Source organism: Dapis brunnea BLCC-M229 (genome assembly GCF_050015995.1).
In the GTDB taxonomy this organism is placed as follows: domain Bacteria; phylum Cyanobacteriota; class Cyanobacteriia; order Cyanobacteriales; family Microcoleaceae; genus Trichodesmium.
The window spans coordinates 59,710-78,607 of the sequence record NZ_JBNHEP010000249.1 but is presented as its reverse complement, the minus strand read 5'-3'; the positions used below and the strand labels follow the sequence as shown (position 1 = coordinate 78,607).

12 protein-coding genes and 1 pseudogene are annotated in these 18,898 nt (G+C 36.8%); 9 read left to right on the top strand and 4 right to left on the bottom strand.

Translation table 11 applies throughout. The annotated features are described in order from the left end of the window. Window positions 1-680: 680 nt before the first annotated feature. Window positions 681-893, top strand: a complete 213-nt coding sequence (locus ACP6PM_RS28730; RefSeq protein ID WP_426590303.1) for a hypothetical protein — start codon at window positions 681-683, stop codon at window positions 891-893. Between the two features lie 701 nt (window positions 894-1,594). On the opposite strand, the gene ACP6PM_RS28725 is transcribed toward ACP6PM_RS28730, so the two are convergent. The 3 genes and pseudogenes from ACP6PM_RS28725 to ACP6PM_RS28715 all read right to left on the bottom strand — a co-directional run. Further along, window positions 1,595-1,948 (bottom strand): Dethiobiotin synthetase, encoded by a 354-nt coding sequence (locus ACP6PM_RS28725; RefSeq protein ID WP_426590302.1) that lies wholly within the window; start codon window positions 1,946-1,948, stop codon window positions 1,595-1,597. Between the two features lie 11 nt (window positions 1,949-1,959). Further along, window positions 1,960-2,448 carry a transposase gene (locus ACP6PM_RS28720; protein ID WP_426590301.1) on the bottom strand — a complete coding sequence of 163 codons (489 nt, stop codon included), beginning with the start codon at window positions 2,446-2,448 and terminating at the stop codon, window positions 1,960-1,962. A gap of 118 nt (window positions 2,449-2,566) precedes the next feature. Further along, window positions 2,567-2,719, bottom strand: a pseudogene (locus ACP6PM_RS28715) (HNH endonuclease); the annotation flags it as partial. Window positions 2,720-4,162: 1,443 nt separating this feature from the next. Here ACP6PM_RS28715 and ACP6PM_RS28710 point away from each other — a divergent pair. From ACP6PM_RS28710 to ACP6PM_RS28685, 6 genes are all read left to right on the top strand, one after another. Next, entirely contained in the window at window positions 4,163-6,229 is a 2,067-nt protein-coding gene (locus tag ACP6PM_RS28710; RefSeq protein WP_426590300.1) for an elongation factor G, read from the top strand. 795 nt (window positions 6,230-7,024) lie between these two features. Continuing rightward, window positions 7,025-7,345 carry a 2Fe-2S iron-sulfur cluster-binding protein gene (locus ACP6PM_RS28705; RefSeq protein WP_426590299.1) on the top strand — a complete coding sequence of 107 codons (321 nt, stop codon included), beginning with the start codon at window positions 7,025-7,027 and terminating at the stop codon, window positions 7,343-7,345. 343 nt (window positions 7,346-7,688) lie between these two features. Continuing rightward, window positions 7,689-7,883, top strand: a complete 195-nt coding sequence (locus ACP6PM_RS28700; RefSeq protein WP_426590298.1) for a hypothetical protein — start codon at window positions 7,689-7,691, stop codon at window positions 7,881-7,883. Window positions 7,884-8,278: 395 nt separating this feature from the next. Next, window positions 8,279-9,352: a DUF3326 domain-containing protein gene (locus ACP6PM_RS28695; protein ID WP_426590297.1), complete on the top strand. Its 1,074-nt coding sequence runs from the start codon at window positions 8,279-8,281 to the stop codon at window positions 9,350-9,352. A 633-nt stretch (window positions 9,353-9,985) separates the two neighbouring features. After that, window positions 9,986-10,573, top strand: coding sequence for a CPBP family intramembrane glutamic endopeptidase (locus ACP6PM_RS28690; protein ID WP_426590296.1), 588 nt, complete (start codon window positions 9,986-9,988; stop codon window positions 10,571-10,573). Between the two features lie 105 nt (window positions 10,574-10,678). Continuing rightward, window positions 10,679-12,367 (top strand): M14 family metallopeptidase, encoded by a 1,689-nt coding sequence (locus ACP6PM_RS28685; RefSeq protein WP_426590295.1) that lies wholly within the window; start codon window positions 10,679-10,681, stop codon window positions 12,365-12,367. A gap of 337 nt (window positions 12,368-12,704) precedes the next feature. On the opposite strand, the gene ACP6PM_RS28680 is transcribed toward ACP6PM_RS28685, so the two are convergent. Continuing rightward, a complete protein-coding gene (locus tag ACP6PM_RS28680) occupies window positions 12,705-12,947 on the bottom strand; it encodes a hypothetical protein (RefSeq protein WP_426590294.1) in 243 nt (80 codons plus the stop codon). Window positions 12,948-14,446: 1,499 nt separating this feature from the next. Between ACP6PM_RS28680 and ACP6PM_RS28675 the strand changes: the two genes are divergently transcribed. Then, window positions 14,447-16,420, top strand: coding sequence for an AAA-like domain-containing protein (locus ACP6PM_RS28675; RefSeq protein ID WP_426590293.1), 1,974 nt, complete (start codon window positions 14,447-14,449; stop codon window positions 16,418-16,420). A 518-nt stretch (window positions 16,421-16,938) separates the two neighbouring features. Continuing rightward, a partial coding sequence (locus ACP6PM_RS28670; RefSeq protein WP_426590292.1) for an AAA-like domain-containing protein occupies window positions 16,939-18,898 on the top strand: 1,960 nt, incomplete at its 3' end.

The following is an 18,898-nucleotide window of genomic DNA, read 5'->3' as shown; positions in this document are numbered from 1 at the left end:
CCCATTTCAAACACCCTACTAACTCTATACTTTACCTTATAAAGCGACAAGTCTAATATAGAAGAGTTGTTGGGAAATAAAAATTGAACAATGCTCAAAAGGTTACTCTATAAGGTTTTCAGGATTTTAGGACTGAAAAAAGGCTATAAACTTTGATTGATAAGGGTTTTAGCCATTTTTTTAGCTTAATTCCCAACAACTCTAGAATATAGAGATTTTTGCTTAAAGGCACTTATGCAGAAGGCAGAAGCGGTGCGATCCCGCGGGGTGCGACAGATGCAAGCGGTCAGCTCCCGGGGGGTACGTCTTACGCAAGCGGTGCGACCCCGCGACGACGTTAGCGTTAGCGAACTTCCTGTGTTAGCGCAGCTCCTCCGAAGGAGGCAAGAGGCAGCTCCTCTGCAAGAGGCAAGTCGCAAGCGGTCGGAACCCGGCGAGGTCTCCTCGCCATGGGAACGCCCACCAAGAGAGGGAACGCGCACTCCTGTGAGCCAGAAGTTTTGTAGTCAACATTTTGGAAAACTGCTATAATGTGGCATGAATTAGGAGGATGTCAATGTTGATCCCTAGCAATTGTAAAGCTATTTTACATTTTTTTAAGTCAGACCTAAAATCGGTAATGATAGAAGTAGGGAGAAAAGCTAAGGCTTCCCTAAATTAATTGACTGGAGGTGAAAGTCATGGTTTTAATTGCACCACAGGCTAAACTATCAACATTAACCCACAAATTCAATCAACAACTTATGAGTTATAAAGTTTCAGAAAAAGAGGCTACTATAAGTAACCTTAGAGCTTGTCAAGATGAAAAAATAGTAGCAACTTTTTTAGCCGAACTACCTACAGTTTTAGCATCTCTAGAAAGTTTTTCGGAGAAAAAGGATTTCAGTAAATAATCTGAATAAGTATGAGTAAAAAATGAGATAAAATTTCTTTTTGATTAAAGTTATTTTGCAACATAGAGTCAACATTAATCCCAAGAAATTACCAGATTTTCTCAGAAAATTGTGAATCTTTGAAAAGTCTGGTATTTCTGTATTTTGTAATAGATATGGCAGGTGGGTCTTGCCTATCTACAAGTACAGATTAACTTTTGCCTCTCTTCAGAATTTAAAATAAATCAACCTTATGAAGGTAAGTATTTATACCATTTTGCCAAAAGAATGTTACTAATAATAAGCACTATTAAAAGACTTAATCTGAAATATCTATTTGACGAAAAAGATAATTTACAACATAAAAAATGGTATCAAACCTATTAATTCTGACTCCTGACTCCTGATTTCCCCTCCCAGGAGGGGTTAGGGGTGAGTTGACTTATAAGAAATAGCCTAGCTATTTGTAGCAAAAATTTATCAATTTGGTATTAGATGTCAGCTATCAGCTAATTACCTTTTTTAGAGGAATTATTATAAACAGGACTTAGACAAACACACTATATATAGCACTCTTGCGTAAGTCCTGATCAAGAGATTGAGAGAAAATTATCTAACTACAAATCCCTAAAAATTATTCTTATTTCCCATCTTCTAATCCTAACGCTCTAATTTAATACTGTTTGCTGAGTGTTAATAGCTGAATACTTGCCGATGAAGTATTATTTTGCTTCAGACCAAACTCCAGAAAAGATATTTTTCACGGCAATTGTAATTCGTTCGATATCTTCTTTTAAAAGTGGCGGCCACATAACTCTTTTTCGTCTACCTGCTTCAAATAATTTCAGGCTTTCCATTGCTAATAAATATAATCCGGCAACTAATTCTCGGTCTAGAAGGGGGTCGCATTGTAATGTTTCAAAAGAAATTTTTAGAGCCAACAAAATGTTAGTTACTTGACCGGGAATCGGAGGTTTACCTTGGTCGAGACGCATGAGAAAAGCATCGGGATTAATTTTTGTTTCTAGGGCAGTTCCTTGGTCAATGAGAAATTGACGGGCGGTTTCGTAATCCATATTAAAAAAATTTAGTAGTTTTGACAATATTCCCATCGGTTTTTCGAGCCTGGCTTTTTTTGGCTAACACAGGGTTGATAACGAGTTAGTCGTTTTTTTGCTTGCTTATAAAGTTTAACATTAGCAAACTTCGTTCTATCACTACAAGTTGCTAAAGCATTTATTCCTAAATATACACCAATAATATCTCGTTCTTTGGTAGTAGGACTTGGTTGATAATCATATTTAAAACTAATGTACCAGTTATCTGCTTTTTTTGAGATTGTCACATTTTTAACTGGTACAGATGGTAATATTTCATAAGTTTTTACTATTCCTATTCTGGGTAATTTGATATAGTTTATTTTTAAAATTTTAATGGTTCCTTCTAGATAGAAACTATCTTTTTTCCCTTTTTTCTTCAACTTAGGGAAACCACGTTTGGGAATAGTTAAAAAGTTTTTAAATGCCCTTTCTAAGTCTCTTAATGCTTGCCCTTGGGGCACACTTTGATACTTCATAATACCAGGGATTTTGACTTTTTACTTCAGCTACCAAACGCTTATGTAAGGAATAGAAAAAAATACTGTACCTCATTAATATGAGAACTGCTATATCACAGTAAATGTGTAATAATGTTTAACTTTTTTCAATTATTTTAATACTGTTGATACCCCTTAAACTGCCATCGCTGGCTGTCTTTTTATCGTGGCAATGTCTATGTAACAGTTGCAGATTTTTTTACTCATCCTTTCCGTATTTCGACTTCGGGATAATGTGGTCTACTTCCATTACATCTCCCTCTCGGAATTGCAATCCGCTCCCAAAGTAGCAGCCCGATTTGATGTGAGTAAAACATTTTTTCAAAAACTATTAAAACAAAAACAACTAACTGGTCATATTCACCCTAAAAAGCAAGGTGGTAGCCTCAAAAGGCTATTACATTTTCACAGAACTAAATTGATAGAGATGGTAGAAAAATATCCTGATTATACCTTGAATGAATACTGTGAATATTAGCTATCTAACTACAAGTAATTTGTTAGCCCTAGTATGATGTGTCGGGAACTCCAAAAATGCAATTTAACCATAAAAAAACCATACGAAGCAGCCAGTCAGCCACTGAAAGAGTTCAAATTTTGAGGTGTGAATATTGGAAAAATATGAAAAACATTCAGCCTGAAAACTTGGTTTTATTGGATAAAATAGATGTTTTATTGGGGTTAACCAGAACTCATGCATGTTCATACTTTGGAAGTATAGTCTATGATTTTCACCATTTTATCGAGGTCAAAAAGTCACAGTTGTTGGAGCAATTAGTCTCACAAAAGTAGTAGGATTAATTACACTTAATGGGTCGATGGATGGCATTTGCATTTCAAGTTTTTGTAGAACATTTTTTCATCCCTAATCTATGGGAATAAGCAGTAGTAGTGATGGATAATTTACCTCCCAATAAGTTAAAAATAATTGAACCATTAATTCAATTCATTTTGGGCGAGTGTACTGAATTTATCAGCTTACTCACCGGAGTTTAATCCCATAGAATTATGGTGGTCAGAACTCAAAAGTTTTTTACGTAGGTTTAAACCTACTACAGCAAAGATAGTCGATATAATAACCCACCGAGATTAACTATTCTGGCTATCTTAATATTTGTTTTATCGACAGTCTCTTAATCAAAAAAAACATATTTTTCTAGTAATAGTTTTTACTTAAAATTCTGCTAAATTTATCCTCATCAGGGAAAAAACTATTTTAATTATTAGGGAATAGACTACAATAGAATCACCACAGCAATTCTATTTGAAGTGCTTTGATCAAGTATGGGCAATGAAGAGAGTACGTCTAGAAGTCTTTCAGATTCAATGCCAATAATTAACAATTAATTGAGAATTATAGGTTTGTTGCCAATCCACCACAGATAGCTATAAAATTTTTCCTTTTTTGTTAACTATTGGTAATTAAATTTCTACAGATAACTAGCTTAATATTTTATAGATATTTAAGGGAAGAGTTAGTAACAAAAATTAAACATATTTGATATTAGTTTATCAAACTTGATTTAAGTTGAACTTAAATTTAAGATACATGAATTTTTTTTTTCATAGTAGTAAAAATAGGTTAACCTGAAAATATAGCTTGAGAATATATAAAGAACAGATAAAGTCTAACAAAAAGCTATGAATGTTAATCATCAATGCTGAATTATAAAGCATTGTGAGGAGGATAATTATGTCAGAAAAAGTCGCTTCAAATGTCAGGAATATTGCCATAGTAGGCCCCTATTTAAGTGGAAAAACAACACTACTAGAAAGTATATTATCAACCACAGGAGCAATATCCCGTAAAGGCAGTGTCAAAGATGGTAACACCATTGGAGATGCTAGTACAGAAGCTCGCGATCGCTCCATGACAGTAGAAATAAATGCCGCCAGTACCAAGTACGGCGGCATTCATTTTACGTTTCTAGACTGCCCTGGTTCCATAGAATTTGCCCAAGAAACGAATAATGCTCTCGTCGGAGCAGGGGCAGCAATAGTCGTGTGTGAACCAGACCCAGCTCGCGTTCTTACCCTCGCCCCACTATTAAAATTTCTCGATGACTGGGAAATTCCCCATATAGTCTTCATCAACAAAATGGATCGGGTATGCACAGACGAAACCCACTGCAAATCTAATTTTGGCAAAGTATTAGAAGCACTAAAAACTGTTTCCAACCGCCCCATCGTCCCCCATCAATACCCCATTGCCAAAAATAATCAACTCATTGGATTTATTGACTTAGTAACTGAACAAGCTTATCATTATCATCCAGGAGCACCATCAGAACCTGTAGAAATTCCTGAGTCTCTAAAAGCAGAAGAACACGCTGCCAGAGAAGAAATGCTGGAAGAGTTAGCTAATTTTGATGATAATTTACTAGAAGAGTTGGTCGAAAATATCGAACCACCTACCGAAGAAATAGTTGCTGACTTAAAAATGGAGTTGAGTGCAGATTTAATTGTACCCGTATTTGTAGGGGTGGCAGAAAAAGATTCAGGTGTGCGTTCTCTCCTAGATGCTCTGGTGCGAGAAACTCCTGCTCCAACAGAAACAGCAAAACGTCGAGGTTTAAAATCAGATGCTCAAACACCTATTGCTCAAGTATTGAAAACCTACTACACTCCTCAAGGTGGTAAACTCTCTTTAGTTCGGGTATGGCAAGGCGAAATTACTGATGGTATGACTTTAAATGGAGTTCGCATCGGTGGAATGTATCGGTTGATGGGTCAGCAAACAAAAAGTTTACAGTCAGCTCAAACTGGAGAAATAGTTGCCCTCAGTCGGATGGAAGGTATCCCAACAGGTGAGACTTTAACTACAGATGCAAGTTTGAAAACTCAGTTGCCCAAAGCAGCAGTATTGCCTCCTGTTTTTGCTATGGCGATCGCTCCCGAAAACCGTAAAGATGAAGTAAAAATGAGCGGCGCTTTAACAAAGTTGCTCGAAGAAGATCCTGCATTAATGTGGGAACAACATGGCGACACTCACGAAGTCATCTTTTGGGGTCAAGGAGAAATTCATCTACAGGTAAGTTTAGACCGTTTGCACCGGAAATATAATGTTTCGATGAAAACCCACTTACCTCAAGTTCCCTATAAAGAAACTATTCGGAAAAATACTACTTCTCACGGTCGTTACAAACATCAAAGTGGCGGTCATGGACAATTTGGAGATGTGTATTTAGACATTCAACCGTTGCCACGGGGGTCAGGTTTTAATTTTAGTCAAACCATTGTTGGTGGGGTGATACCGAAGCAATATATTCCCGGTGTGGAAACAGGAGTGCGGGAATATCTCGAACATGGTCCTCTTGGTTTTCCGGTGGTAGATGTGGCGGTGACATTGACGAATGGTTCGTATCATTCGGTGGATAGTTCGGAGCAAGCATTCAAGCAAGCAGCGCGGGTAGCAATGCAGCAGGGAATGAGTGACTGCCAACCAGTATTGTTAGAACCTATTGCTTTAGTAGATATTTTTGCACCCAGTGAATTTACTTCAAAAGTTTTGCAGTTAATTAGTATCCGTCGCGGTCAGATATTAGGTTATGAAGGTATGACTGACTGGAAAGGATGGGATAAGACCTCTGCTTATTTAGCTTTTTCAGAAATGCAAGATTTAATTGTGGAGTTGCGATCGCAAACAATGGGAGTCGGTTGTTTTAATTGGCAGTTCGATCATTTACAAGAAATGCCAGATAAGTTAGCGGAAAAAGTTTTGACAAAGAATGGTAGTACGAATGGTAATGGTAATGGTTAAACTGTTTCGATATATAACTGAGAAATAAAATAGCTTATAGCAATTTTAGCATGGGTGAAGCAAACAGTTAAAACTATCACCAAAGTAGGGATGTTTCATTGAACATCCCTACTTTGGTCTACTTAATAGATCTCTCCAGAAAAGAGGGAACAGGGAACAGGCAGAGGAAATTGATAATTTATGGATAATAATTGATTTTATTTTTGATTTTTGGAGATGTCTAATAACAAAACTGTTGTAATTATTTTTAATAATCTTAGATTATATTAGAATAATTGGTTATAATAAAAATTTTGTTTGTAGTTAGGCTTTAGCCCAAACATAAATATTTGAAGGGCTAAAACCCAACTACGAGCCTAATTATAAATGTTTTAGCTAACATGATATTAATTAATAGAAAAATTTTGCAATTATTATAGATTGTAAAATTTTGTTTCATTTCCAATAATTATGGTTGCCCTCAATTTATAAAGAGGGTAAAAACAGAAGCTGAAATCTTAACTAAATATACTTGAACTTACTTTTTTTCAAAATTACTTTTTTTGGAGTAAATGGCAAAGCTTATGTTATAGTTAAATAACTAGGTGGAGTTCCCGCCGATTTTAAGCCTGCTCTTGAAGATAAGTTACAGCCCTTGAGGCAGTGGTCTTCAGTGAAGCAGGAAGCTTGTCTCCAAAGCTCAAACCTCGGTTTGGGTAAGTTTGGGTAAGTTCAGTAGAACGGTTAGCATACATAATGCTTCATAAACAAAAGAAGTCTGAATTCCGTTTAGGAATTAAATCTAAGAATTACAATATGCCTAAGACTTATACTGTTGAAATCCACCACCAAGGACAAAATCACACTATAGAAGTGCCAGAAGATAAGAAAATTCTGGAGGTTGCTGAAGAGGCTAAACTGGAGTTGCCTAATTCATGTAATGCAGGGGTTTGTACTACTTGCGCAGCTCAAATTATTGGAGAGGGTACCGTAGACCAAAGTGATGGTATGGGAGTTAGTCCAGAACTGCAAGCGGAAGGTTATGTGTTATTATGTGTTGCCTATCCTAGGTCTAATTTAAAGATAGAAACTGGCAAGGAAGATGAGGTTTATAAGCGTCAATTTGGTTCTCCATAAATAGCTTTGCAGAAGGAAAAGCACGACACGAATTTTTCACATGGATGTATAGATGGAAAAAGTGGGTAAAGCTAATAGACATCTCCGATAATCAAAAATCAAATTAATTATCGGGTATAAATAATCAATTATTTCCCCCTACTCCCTACTCCCTACTCCCTCTTTTCCGGAGAGGTCTAATCAATAAATACTTAATATTTATACTTGATTATTCCCCAGTCAGCATCCTTGTTATCTTGAAAATTTTCTTCTTTTCTCTGGATTAAACAGTTAAGTATGCTATCTATTTTATAGCTGTTAGCTTAATATAAGTAAGTATGAACCAATTAATTATACAATTGCCATGACTAGTCATTTTATTAATGCTGAAATTGACCTGCAAGAATCACCAGTAAAACTCAATCAAGAAATTGAAAAAGAGTTGGAAAAACGTGGCACTCCTCTACGTTGGGCAGTGACAAAGGTAGATACAGAAAAACAAAAAGCTCATCTAGAAGCTGTAGTAGTTGAGGAAAGAAATCTAACAACTAATTCCTAATGATTTGTTGATATTTTTTGATACCTCGCCCGATCGGGTGGGGTTCATCTGATTTCAGGTTGAATTTCATTAATTTAACTAGAACCCGCCCCTACTATTCCAACATTTTAGGCGTGTCATTATACTACATCAAGGCTGAATTTTTTTATTTATAAATATCCTCTAAAAACTGCTATAATAATAAGTCTTGCTGCTAAAATTAGTGAATCAAAATTTTTTAGCAACTACCGAACTTACTACTCAGATAGAAATTACTTTTAATATCATGTTCGGTTAAATAGTTATTATAATTAAAGCTAGTAGTAGGGTTTCAGCCCCAACTGTAGATAGGGCTGAGAGCTATACTACAAACCATATACTTTATTATAAGTGATTATCCGAACATAATATAACTTTTGACTTTTGACTTGACACCCCCTCCTTATACAGTAGTCTTAATTATTCCCACTGGTATCGGTGCATCTATCGGAGGTTATGCTGGTGATGGTTTACCAGTAGCACGAGCGATCGCCCAAACCTCTGATATTCTGATAACTCACCCCAATGTTCTAAATGGGGCACAACTCTATTGGTCATTACCTAATGCTCTCTATGTAGAAGGGTATGCTCTTGACAAATTTGCTCAAGGATGGTATGGATTACAACCAGTACATCAAAACCGAGTAGGTTTAATCCTTGACCAGGCCATTGAACCAGAGTTACAACTGCGCCATTTACAGGCTGCCGATGCTACAAGAGCAACTTTAGGTCTAAATCTCACAGATTACATTGTGACTGACTCCCCATTAGGAGTAGAACTACGACAGTCTGAGTCTGGGGCATCCTGGGGTACAATAGCTAATCCTGATAGCTTGCTACGGGCCGCCGAAACTCTGATTTATAAAGCAAAGGCAGAGGCGATCGCTGTTGTTGCCAGATTTCCCGATGACGAAGGTAGTACAGCATTACAAGAATATCGTCACGGCCAAGGAGTTGACCCTTTGGCAGGAGCAGAGGCAGTTATTAGTCATTTAATTGTCAAAACTTTTCAAATTCCCTGCGCCCATGCTCCTGCTTTATTGCCCCTACCCCTAGACCCTAACTTATCACCCCGGTCTGCCGCTGAAGAAATTGGTTATACATTTTTGCCTTGTGTTTTGGTTGGTTTGAGTCGTGCGCCACAGTTAGTTGGATTAAAAGAAGGTTTGCCACTTCCTAATAGTATCTGGGCACAACAAGTTGATGCGGTAGTTGTACCTGCGACAGCTTGTGGGGGTAGTGCGGTGATGAGTTTCAGTCAAACTAAAGCGCAAATTATTGCCGTCAGAGAAAATCAAACCCAGATGCAGGTATCACCTGAAAAGTTAGGTATCAAGGCGTTGGAGGTAAATTCATATTTAGAAGCGTTGGGGGTATTGGTTGCTCATAGGGCAGGTATTAGTCCGGAGGCTTTAAGACCAAAAATATTATCAATTCCTAGAATCCAGTAGTATAGCACTACGCATTTAGGGCGCGGACATTGGTAAATCCCGTTGACAGTCAAAAACACCCTCAGATAGGGAACGCCATATCCAATCGACCAAGATAAAAGAAAAAAATTCCCTTTTAACCAATGCTCTTTTTTTTAAGAAGAGGTAATTATTAATTGTCAATTATTAATTATTAATTATTGAACCATAAATTTTTGACATCCTCCCCGGCCTAAAGGTGCTGGGATTCCTACCGAGCCGTAGCTCCTCAAAGGGTTGACGTTTCATTGGCTACTGCTGAGTTGATGCCAGTCTTACGCTTGCCTCCAGGTACGTTTAGAGTCTCGGAATGCCCTCCCGCGACAAGAGCAAAAATTCTTGTAGGCGTTTATTTATTTGTGCCTTCATGTTTGAACTGTTCATTGACCTGAAGGCTTCCCAAGTTCAGCTCTCAACTGAAGGAGTGTCGAAAAACATCTTCTTTTCTACAGTATTTATGAGACAAGGCGGGTGTTGAAACCAGTCTAATCATAACATAGAAAGTCGCCCGCTTATGGGCGAGGCTTTAAACCCAATTTTTCGGTAACTCATCACTATGAGAATTACTATACAATATTGAGATAGATAACCTAAAGTCTATTTGATAGCTGACAAGTGACAGAAAAAATTCCTGAAAACCCGGATATCGAACCACTAACTCGCATCCAAGTGTTAGTGGCAATGGGAGTAACAGCATTAGTCTTACTGGCAATATCTAAAATATGCCTGCTATTTGGTATAAATTTATTGCCTGTAACTTGGAATCTGAGGGCTTTGCTCTGGGGGCTAGCGATCGCCCTAGGTATTACTACTGCCAGCGCTCTAATTTATCGCATTTGGCCAGCCTATCGTCGTAGTGCAGACAGATATTTAATGTTAGTGCTAACTCCTCTGTTATGGCCTGATTTAGTTTGGTTGGGGTTGCTGCCAGGATTAAGTGAAGAATTGCTATTTCGAGGTGTAGTCTTATCTGCCTTGGGATTAGATACAGTGGCCTTAATCGCCTCAAGTGTTTTCTTTGGTGTTTTACATCTGAGTGGTAGGGAACAATGGCCTTATATGATTTGGGCAACAATAGTTGGTTTTATATTAGGATACAGCGCTTTGGTAACAGGTAATTTATTAATACCAATTATTGCCCATATTTTGACAAATTTGATTTCGAGTAGTGTTTGGAAGTGGGAACATAATTATCAGAAGTAATAAACAGGTTAATAATTATGTTTGAAACTCATAATTTTAGTTTCAGACTTGGTTTGATAATGCTCAAAAATACTAAGTTAATTATATAGGATTAAATAATTTAATATGACAGAATCAGGGTTCGATTTTAGCCACTACTACACATATCAAGAAGTAGTAAATTTTCTACATCAAATGAGTGAAAATAATCCTCATTTAATAGATTTAAAAGTTATTGGCAAAAGCTACGGCGGACTAGATATTTTCTTAGCTACTCTGACAAATCAAAATACAGGAAAGGCGAAGGAAAAACCTGGATATTGGATTGATGGTAATATTCATGCGATAGAAGTTACAGGTTCGGCAGTTGCTCTATATACTATTTATTATCTACTAAATAATTACGCTAGTGAACCTCGAATCACTCATTTATTAGACAACTACACAATTTATATTTTACCTCGCATTGCTGTTGACGGAGCAGAAAAATATTTAACAACTCCTCAAATTTTGCGATCGAGTATTCGTCATTATCCTTATCCTGAAGAACGCGATGGTCTCCACTGGGAAGATATAAATGGAGATGGGTTAATTTTGCAAATGCGACTCAAAGATAACTGTGGAGCTTGGAAAATTTCCTCGGAAGACGCAAGAATTATGGTGCCTCGCGAACCCGATGAATTTGGAGGTACTTACTACAGTATTTTGCCAGAGGGAACAATCAAAAATTATGACGGTTACGATATTAAAGTTGCTCCCAGTAAGGAAGGAGTAGATTTTAATCGCAACTATCCCCATGAATGGCGACCAGAGGGAAAACAAAAAGGTGCTGGAGATTTTCCTTTTTCTGAACCTGAAACTCTTGCTGTAGCAGAATTTTGGCGAGAACATCCTAATATTAATGGTTTCATCAACTATCATACGTTTTCTGGAGTAATTTTACGTTCTTACTGTGGTTATCCAGACGAACACTTACCTGCAAAAGATTTAGACATTTACAAATTGATTGGAGAAAAGGGTACTGAGATTACGGGTTATGAGTGCGTTTCGATTTATCATAACTTCTCGTACCCTAACCGTGAGAAGATTTCTGGTGGAATGATTGACTATTGTTACGATCGCTTCGGTTGGTTTGGTTTTGCTATAGAGCTTTGGGATGCACCGACGGCGGCGGGAGTTAAGAAGGATGATTATATTAAGTGGTTACAACGCCATCCTGTTGCGGACGATCTGAAAATGATGCAATGGAATGATGAAAAATTGGGTGGGAGAGGTTTTATTGACTGGGAAACATTTGAACATCCTCAGTTGGGTACTGTTGAAATTGGTGGGTGGAATTTGAAGGAAGTTTGGTACAACCCACCTGTTGAATATTTACCAAAGTTATGTGAGGAACAATGTCAGTTTGCTATTTCCCATGCTTTGATGTCACCTCGTTTAGCAGTGAGTCAGACGGCGATCGAGCATCAGGGCGGCGATCTTTATCATCTGGTAGTGCAGTTGGAAAATCAAGGATTTTTGCCTACTCATACCAGTGAAAAAGCTTTGGAACAAAAAAGTGTTAAACCGATAGAGGTAATGTTAGATTTACCTGATGGTGTAACGTTGGTGAGTGGGAAGCAATGGCAAGAAATTGAGCATTTACAGGGGCGATCTAGTGAAGCTTTTAATTTTTTCAGTTTTTTTGCTCAACCTGGAAGTTATCGTTGTCATTTCGAGTGGGTTGTTAAAGGTGTTGCTGGTTCTGAGATTGAGGTGACTACAAAGGCGGAACGAGCAGGCGTTGTGAAAACTGTGATTACTTTGCCAGAGTAAGTTAGGGTATAGAAATCTTGGTAGTGGTGAATTAAAGTATGAAAGTAAGTTTATAGGGAATAGGGAATAGGGAACAGTTAATATTAACAAGTAGTTCAAACAATCCCAAATTATCAAATCATACCGTGTTTCAGCAATGCCGAAATCTTTATTCCAACGGGAGCATTTCCGCAGGCAATCTCAGGTATAGCTTTTAGCAGGTTGAACAGTTGTCATTGCGACCAAAGGCGTTGGCTAGCATTCCAGAGGAAAGCAATCTCTTAAACTCTTGAGATTGCTTCCTTCCACTCCGTTCCACTCGCAATGACTTGGGTATAGTAATTATCCAGATTTGATATTACGCAATGCCAAGTAAATTCATAACTGTTTTTTCTTCATGCAAATGGGTTTCTACAGACTTGTAGGCAGTTTCGATTTGCACTTTACAGGAATGTTCGCGAAAACTATTTAAAATAGTCCGTTTTTTGAGTCGATCTATTAAATTAGGCATTTCTTGCTTGCAGTGCAAACAATACCAATAAATTTGCGAATTACGACTATGGCGTAGCATTTCAGAAGAGCAACAAGGACAGTTATTCATGATTAAATTGTGATTTATTTAAAATTTTGTGAACAGCAAAAAATTCAGGGTGGAATTGAAAGTTAATTAGCTATATCCGCTAACACAAGTTATTTATTTCATTAACTTTGTAGCTAGAGAAAATGCCGAATTTGACAGTAAAAACTGGAGCCAGTTAACTATAGTTGTTAAACTGAGCTTTATGGAATAAAATTTTTACTTTTCTGTTGAGAATGAATCAGTTAAATTACTGAAATTTTTAATTGTAGTTCTGGCTTCAGAGAAGACTGATTTGCCAAAATCTAGCCATAATATTATTTCCGTTGGTATCATTTTTGTAAAAGCAGGGGAAATATCTACCATATTTAAGATTTTTTGGCGTTGGTAATTGCTAAGATGATTTTCTACTAGAGTTGATACCCATCACTTGCTCTGGTTAGATATTTAGAGGTATTAAAAACAGATTTTTCTTAAAGTTTCATCTCTTGATTTACCAACGCCGATTTTTTCTTCTTCCTTGTTCCTTCTTCCTTAGCTTCCCTATACAATACCGATGCTACCGGAGTTCATATAACTAGATGGTTATTAAGTTTTGATTTTTGACTATTAAAAGTTGTTGAATTGCAGAGGTAACTCTGCCAAGTAAGATTGACTAGGCGAAAATCATTTGTTCATTTTCCATGCTTACTTCATACTTAATGCTGGCTGTGTGAGAAATTTTCTAAATCTATCAAATTATACATTTACAAGTGGAACTTAATTGCTAATGATAGTTTAAATAAAAATTAATTATGTATCAAATTTATCAATATTCCAAAAAAATTAGTATTTCAGAGTAACTACGGATGAAAAATACATATTTGCCAAAAAAAATCGTTACTCAGGATACATTTAAACTAACTAGATTTTGTATCAAATTTAGCAATTTTTGCAGAGCATTAACATTAAAACGACAATCTAAAATTATATCATATCTAGTAGCATTGAATTGATAAATAATTTACTAGAGAACAGGAAATAGGAAATAGAAAAAATACTGTTTTTCATTCATAAAATAAAGGCTATAACTTACAGAATTGATCATTGTATTCTATCTATATGAATGAAAATCGCTATAAATTCAATAGACATCTCCAACAATAAAAAATAAAATCAATTCTTATGGATAAATTATCAATTATTTCTCCCTGTTCCCTCTTTTCTGGAGATGTCTAATAATCCTATATAACAATTAGCACTATGCCAAAAGTTGAATAGCTTTTTTGGTAGTCCAGCTCCCGTGATGGTAAAGAACAAGCAATGCCTAGCACGGGAGCAAGATACTCCTACTTTTCTGCTAACAAAAATAATTACAATGCACGACCATTACAATTCACCACCACGGTTTTTTTGGTTTCCCTAATTATGTGAAGATATAGGGATACTCATCAATATGAAAAAGGCTATATCTAAGTATGATATAATTTTAAATTGGCAATGATTAATGATTTTATATTTTCCGATCAAAGTTCTAATTACCAATGTCTGAAAATAATTCTCTGCTCGGACAAATTCTAGGTCAACGTTATCAAATTATTGAAAAATTAGGTAAAGGTGGTGGGTTTGGTGAAACTTATCTTGCAGAAGATTTAGATATACCGGAAATTCCTAAACCAAGACGCGTGGTGAAGCGACTAAAACCCACACAAAAAAGTGCAAAAGTTAAGGATTTATTTGAGCAAGAAGCTCGAATTCTGAATAAGCTGGGAAGACATGAGCAAATTCCAACTTTATATGCTTATTTTGAACATGAGTATGAATTTTACCTAGTTCAAGAACTTGTAGAAGGTGAGGATTTAACTAAAGAAGTAAATCAAGTTTGGAGTGAATCTAAAGTTATAGATTTTTTAGCAGAAATTCTCAAGTTACTAATTTTTGTTCACGATAATAATGTGATTCATCGCGATATTAAGCCTGGCAATATTATGAGGCGCAAAAGTGATGGAAAATTAGTATTAATTGACTTTGGAGCAGTTAAAGAAGTCAGGACTATAATAGTTGGAGATGATGGGCAACCTACTAGTACTATTAATATTGGAACTCCTGGTTATATGTCTGTGGAACAACTACAAGGTAGACCTCAATTTGCTAGTGATATTTATGCAGTTGGAGTAACTGCTATTCAAGCTTTAGTCAGAAAATCTCCTCAAAAATTTCCCCACAATATTTCTGGAGAAATAGAATGTGAAACTCTACTTTCTGGTATTAATAATGAGCTAGCGAATATTTTAATCAAAATGGTAAAAGTTAACTGGCGTCAGCGCTACCAAAATGCTAAAGTTGCTTTGGCAGAATTATTGAATATCAAACCAAACTTAGAATCATTAATACCTCAGCAAAAACAGAGAGAAACTATTAAAATAAGTCCTCCAATTATTAACAATATTAGTAGTAATAATATAACTCAGCCTCCCGCATCAACATTAGAACCACCTTCAGGTCAAGTTCCTTTAAATTCTCCTTTTTATATCGAGCGATATCACTCCGTTCCGCTGTCGCGAATGCCTATTGAGTCAGAATGCTTTCAAGCTATTTTGAAGCCAGATGCTTTAATTAGAATTAAAGCCCCTCGGCAAATGGGAAAAAGTTCTTTATTATCCCGAATTTTAGATCGTGCTAGTCAAGAAGATTATCGGACAGTTTATTTGGATTTTCAAACTATAGATGTAGAATTTCTAGAAAATTTAGACCAATTTTTGCAGTGGTTTTGCGCGAATGTTAGTGATGAATTGGATTTAGACGAACAGTTAGATAAATATTGGAAAAAAGTTTTAGGAGTGAAAAAGCGATGCACTAAATATTTTGAGAAATATTTGTTGACTAAAATTAAGACACCGATAGTTTTGGGGTTAGATGAAGTTGACCAACTTTTCCAAAATAAAGATTTAGCAACACAATTTTTTGCTTTATTAAGAGCTTGGCACGAACAAGGTAAAAATAATCCTGATTGGCAAAGATTACGATTAATAATTGTTCACTCTAAAGAGGTTTATATTCCTCTGAATATTAATCAGTCTCCCTTTAATGTGGGATTAGGAATTGAGTTGCCAGAATTTAACTTAGAACAGGTAAAAGATTTAGTAGAAAGACATGGCTTAATCTGGTCTGACGCACAAATAGAAACACTAATGGAAATGTTAGGAGGACATCCCTATTTAGTACGTCTGGCACTCTATGAAATTGCTAGCGGAAAAATGACTTTAGAACGACTTTTAGAACTGGCACCAACCGATGAAGGACCTTACTATAATCACTTACATCGACATTTGTTGAACTTGCAAAAAGATGAAAATTTGCAGACAGCAATTACAAAAGTTGTTAATACAGAAACTCCTGTGGAAATTGGTACAATTGAAGGGTTTAAATTACGCAGTATGGGATTAGTTAAATTTCGGGGAAATGCTGTGGTGCCTTTGTGTGGTTTGTATCGAGAATATTTTCGGGTTCATGTTTGAAACAGACCTCTCCCCCAACCCCTCTCCTGCAAGGAGAGGGGGAAGAGGGGGGAGAGGGGGAAGAGGGGGAAGAGGGGGGAGTAAGAATCTTGGGGTGAATTTCTTAAAAAAATGTACTTTTCAATGCACTTTTCTCAGGAAAAAGCCTCTCAAATGCTTATTCATAACTTGTCTATGCGTGTCAAATTTTATGTTAAGAAAGATGTTTATAAAGCATAGCTTCCCTACTAGGGAAGGGGGTCGGGGGATTAGGTTTGATTGACCAGATCATAGATGTAGAGAAAGTAGGTTGGGTAGAGCGATAGCGAAACCCAACAAACTAATACTAATTTCAGATTTTTAGCAAACATTGATCAAAATAGAAAGTAGGTTGGGTAGAGCGACAGCGAAACCCAACAAAATCAAGTCATACCATCTTTTCTAATAGATAATTTTTTTCTGTACCTGCTTATAACCTAATAGTTGGGTTTCGTTCCTCAACCCAACCTACAAAAGTGACTATTTAACTATGAATAACTATGAATAATTACGAATATTATATCGGTGGTAGTCTCCCAATTCATGCCACAACTTATGTCAACAGACAAGCTGATAACGATTTATATCAAGGTTTAAAAAATGGAGATTTTTGTTATGTTTTAAACTCCCGCCAAATGGGTAAATCTAGTTTGCGGGTCAAAACTATCCAACGTTTACAACAAGAAAATATTGCCTGTGTCACTATTGATATGACAGAAATTGGCACCCATGATATTACTCCCTCGGAATGGTATGCCAGTATTATTGATACTATTTTGACTGGCTTAAATTTAGATGATGATTTTGATATCGAAGAATTATGGGAGGCTAATAGTCAACTTTCTCATGTTAAACGTTTTAGTAAGTTTATTGGTGAAATTTTATTGCCTTCTATTTCTCAAAATATTGTAATTTTTATTGATGAAATAGATAGTACTCTCAGCCTACCTTTTAATATTGATGATTTTTTTGCAGTTGTTCGAGATTGTTATAATAAACGAGCAGATAATTCTAATTATCAAAGGTTAACTTTTGCCATGATTGGTGTGGCAACTCCCGCAGATTTAATTAAAGAGAAAAAACGCACTCCTTTTAATATTGGGAGACCGATAAAATTAACAGGTTTTCAGTTAGCTGAAGTAGAACCTCTAGCAAAAGGTTTAGTTGAAAAAACTGCCAATATTAATAAGTTGATGGAGGCAGTTTTAGATTGGACTGGAGGGCAACCATTTTTGACTCAGAAAGTTTGTAAATTAATTAGTAATAATCCAGAAAATGTACCAGATGACCAGGAGGCAGAATGGGTGGCAGATTTAGTCAAACAGAGAATAATAGATAATTGGCAAGTCCATGATGACCCAGAACATTTAAAGACAATACGCGATCGCCTCTTGGTGAATGAAAAACGGGCGAGTCGGTTATTGGGTCTGTATCAGCAGATTTTAATCACCCACACTTTAGAAGTAAGAAGTCAGAACTCAGAAGTTAGAAGTGATACGGACCACACTTTAGAAGTAAGAAGTCAGAACTCAGAAGTTAGAAGTGATACTTCCGACACCTCCCACACCTCCCACACTCCCCACACTCCCCCCTCTTCTCCCTCTTCCCCCTCTCCCCCCTCTCCCCACCCTTCCCCCTCTTCCCCCTCTCCCCCCTCTTCCCCCTCTTCCCACACCCAAGCAGACGACACTCCCGACCAAATGGAACTCCGTCTCACAGGTTTAGTAGTAAAACAGGAAGGGCGGTTACAAGTTGCTAACCGCATTTATCAAGAAGTGTTTAATTTGCAGTGGGTGGAAAAAGAGTTGGGAAAGTTGCGCCCCTACTCTGAGGCGTTTACTGCTTGGGAGGAGTCAGGATGTAAGGATGAGTCGCGACTGTTGCGGGGTCAAGCATTGGCAGATGCTTTAGCGTGGTCGGTTGATAAAAGTCTGAGTAATCAAGACTATCAATTTTTAGCTGCTGCTCAGGAGGTGGAGAAACAGGCGATCGAGCTGGAAAAGTTGGAAGCGCAAATAAAATTAGATGCTCAGTTAAAGGCGAATCAGATATTAGAGGAGGCGAAGCAGATAGCAGACCTGAAGTTGGCAGAAGCAGAAGCAGTGGGTAAAAGTATTACTTCTAAATTATTGTCTAATTCTGGTAAATATTTTGAGGGGTTGTTGGAAGCATTGAGAGCGGCTAGACAACTACCACCTCCTAGCCAAATATTCCAACCTCAAGCAGATAGTAAAATGCAAATAATAGATGCTTTGAGTCAAGCTATATATATAGATGATGGAAAGTACCGAGAACTTAACCGTCTTCAGGGGCATGAGAGTTTAGTCATAGGTGTAGCATTTAGTCCAGATGGAGAGACTATTGCCACTGCAAGTGCAGACAAAACAGTGAAGTTGTGGAACCAAAAAGGGAAATTATTGCAGACCCTAACCGGGCATGAAGATGAGGTCATAGGTGTAG

Bases quoted from the DNA above. Each gene is read 5' to 3' on its own strand.
- ACP6PM_RS28705 (WP_426590299.1), top strand. From the start codon at position 7,025: ATGCCTAAGACTTATACTGTTGAAATCCACCACCAAGGACAAAATCAC.
- ACP6PM_RS28720 (WP_426590301.1), bottom strand. From the start codon at position 2,448: ATGAAGTATCAAAGTGTGCCCCAAGGGCAAGCATTAAGAGACTTAGAA.
- ACP6PM_RS28680 (WP_426590294.1), bottom strand. From the start codon at position 12,947: ATGAATAACTGTCCTTGTTGCTCTTCTGAAATGCTACGCCATAGTCGT.
- ACP6PM_RS28725 (WP_426590302.1), bottom strand. From the start codon at position 1,948: ATGGATTACGAAACCGCCCGTCAATTTCTCATTGACCAAGGAACTGCC.
- ACP6PM_RS28675 (WP_426590293.1), top strand. From the start codon at position 14,447: ATGTCTGAAAATAATTCTCTGCTCGGACAAATTCTAGGTCAACGTTAT.
- ACP6PM_RS28700 (WP_426590298.1), top strand. From the start codon at position 7,689: ATGACTAGTCATTTTATTAATGCTGAAATTGACCTGCAAGAATCACCA.
- ACP6PM_RS28730 (WP_426590303.1), top strand. From the start codon at position 681: ATGGTTTTAATTGCACCACAGGCTAAACTATCAACATTAACCCACAAA.
- ACP6PM_RS28685 (WP_426590295.1), top strand. From the start codon at position 10,679: ATGACAGAATCAGGGTTCGATTTTAGCCACTACTACACATATCAAGAA.
- ACP6PM_RS28710 (WP_426590300.1), top strand. From the start codon at position 4,163: ATGTCAGAAAAAGTCGCTTCAAATGTCAGGAATATTGCCATAGTAGGC.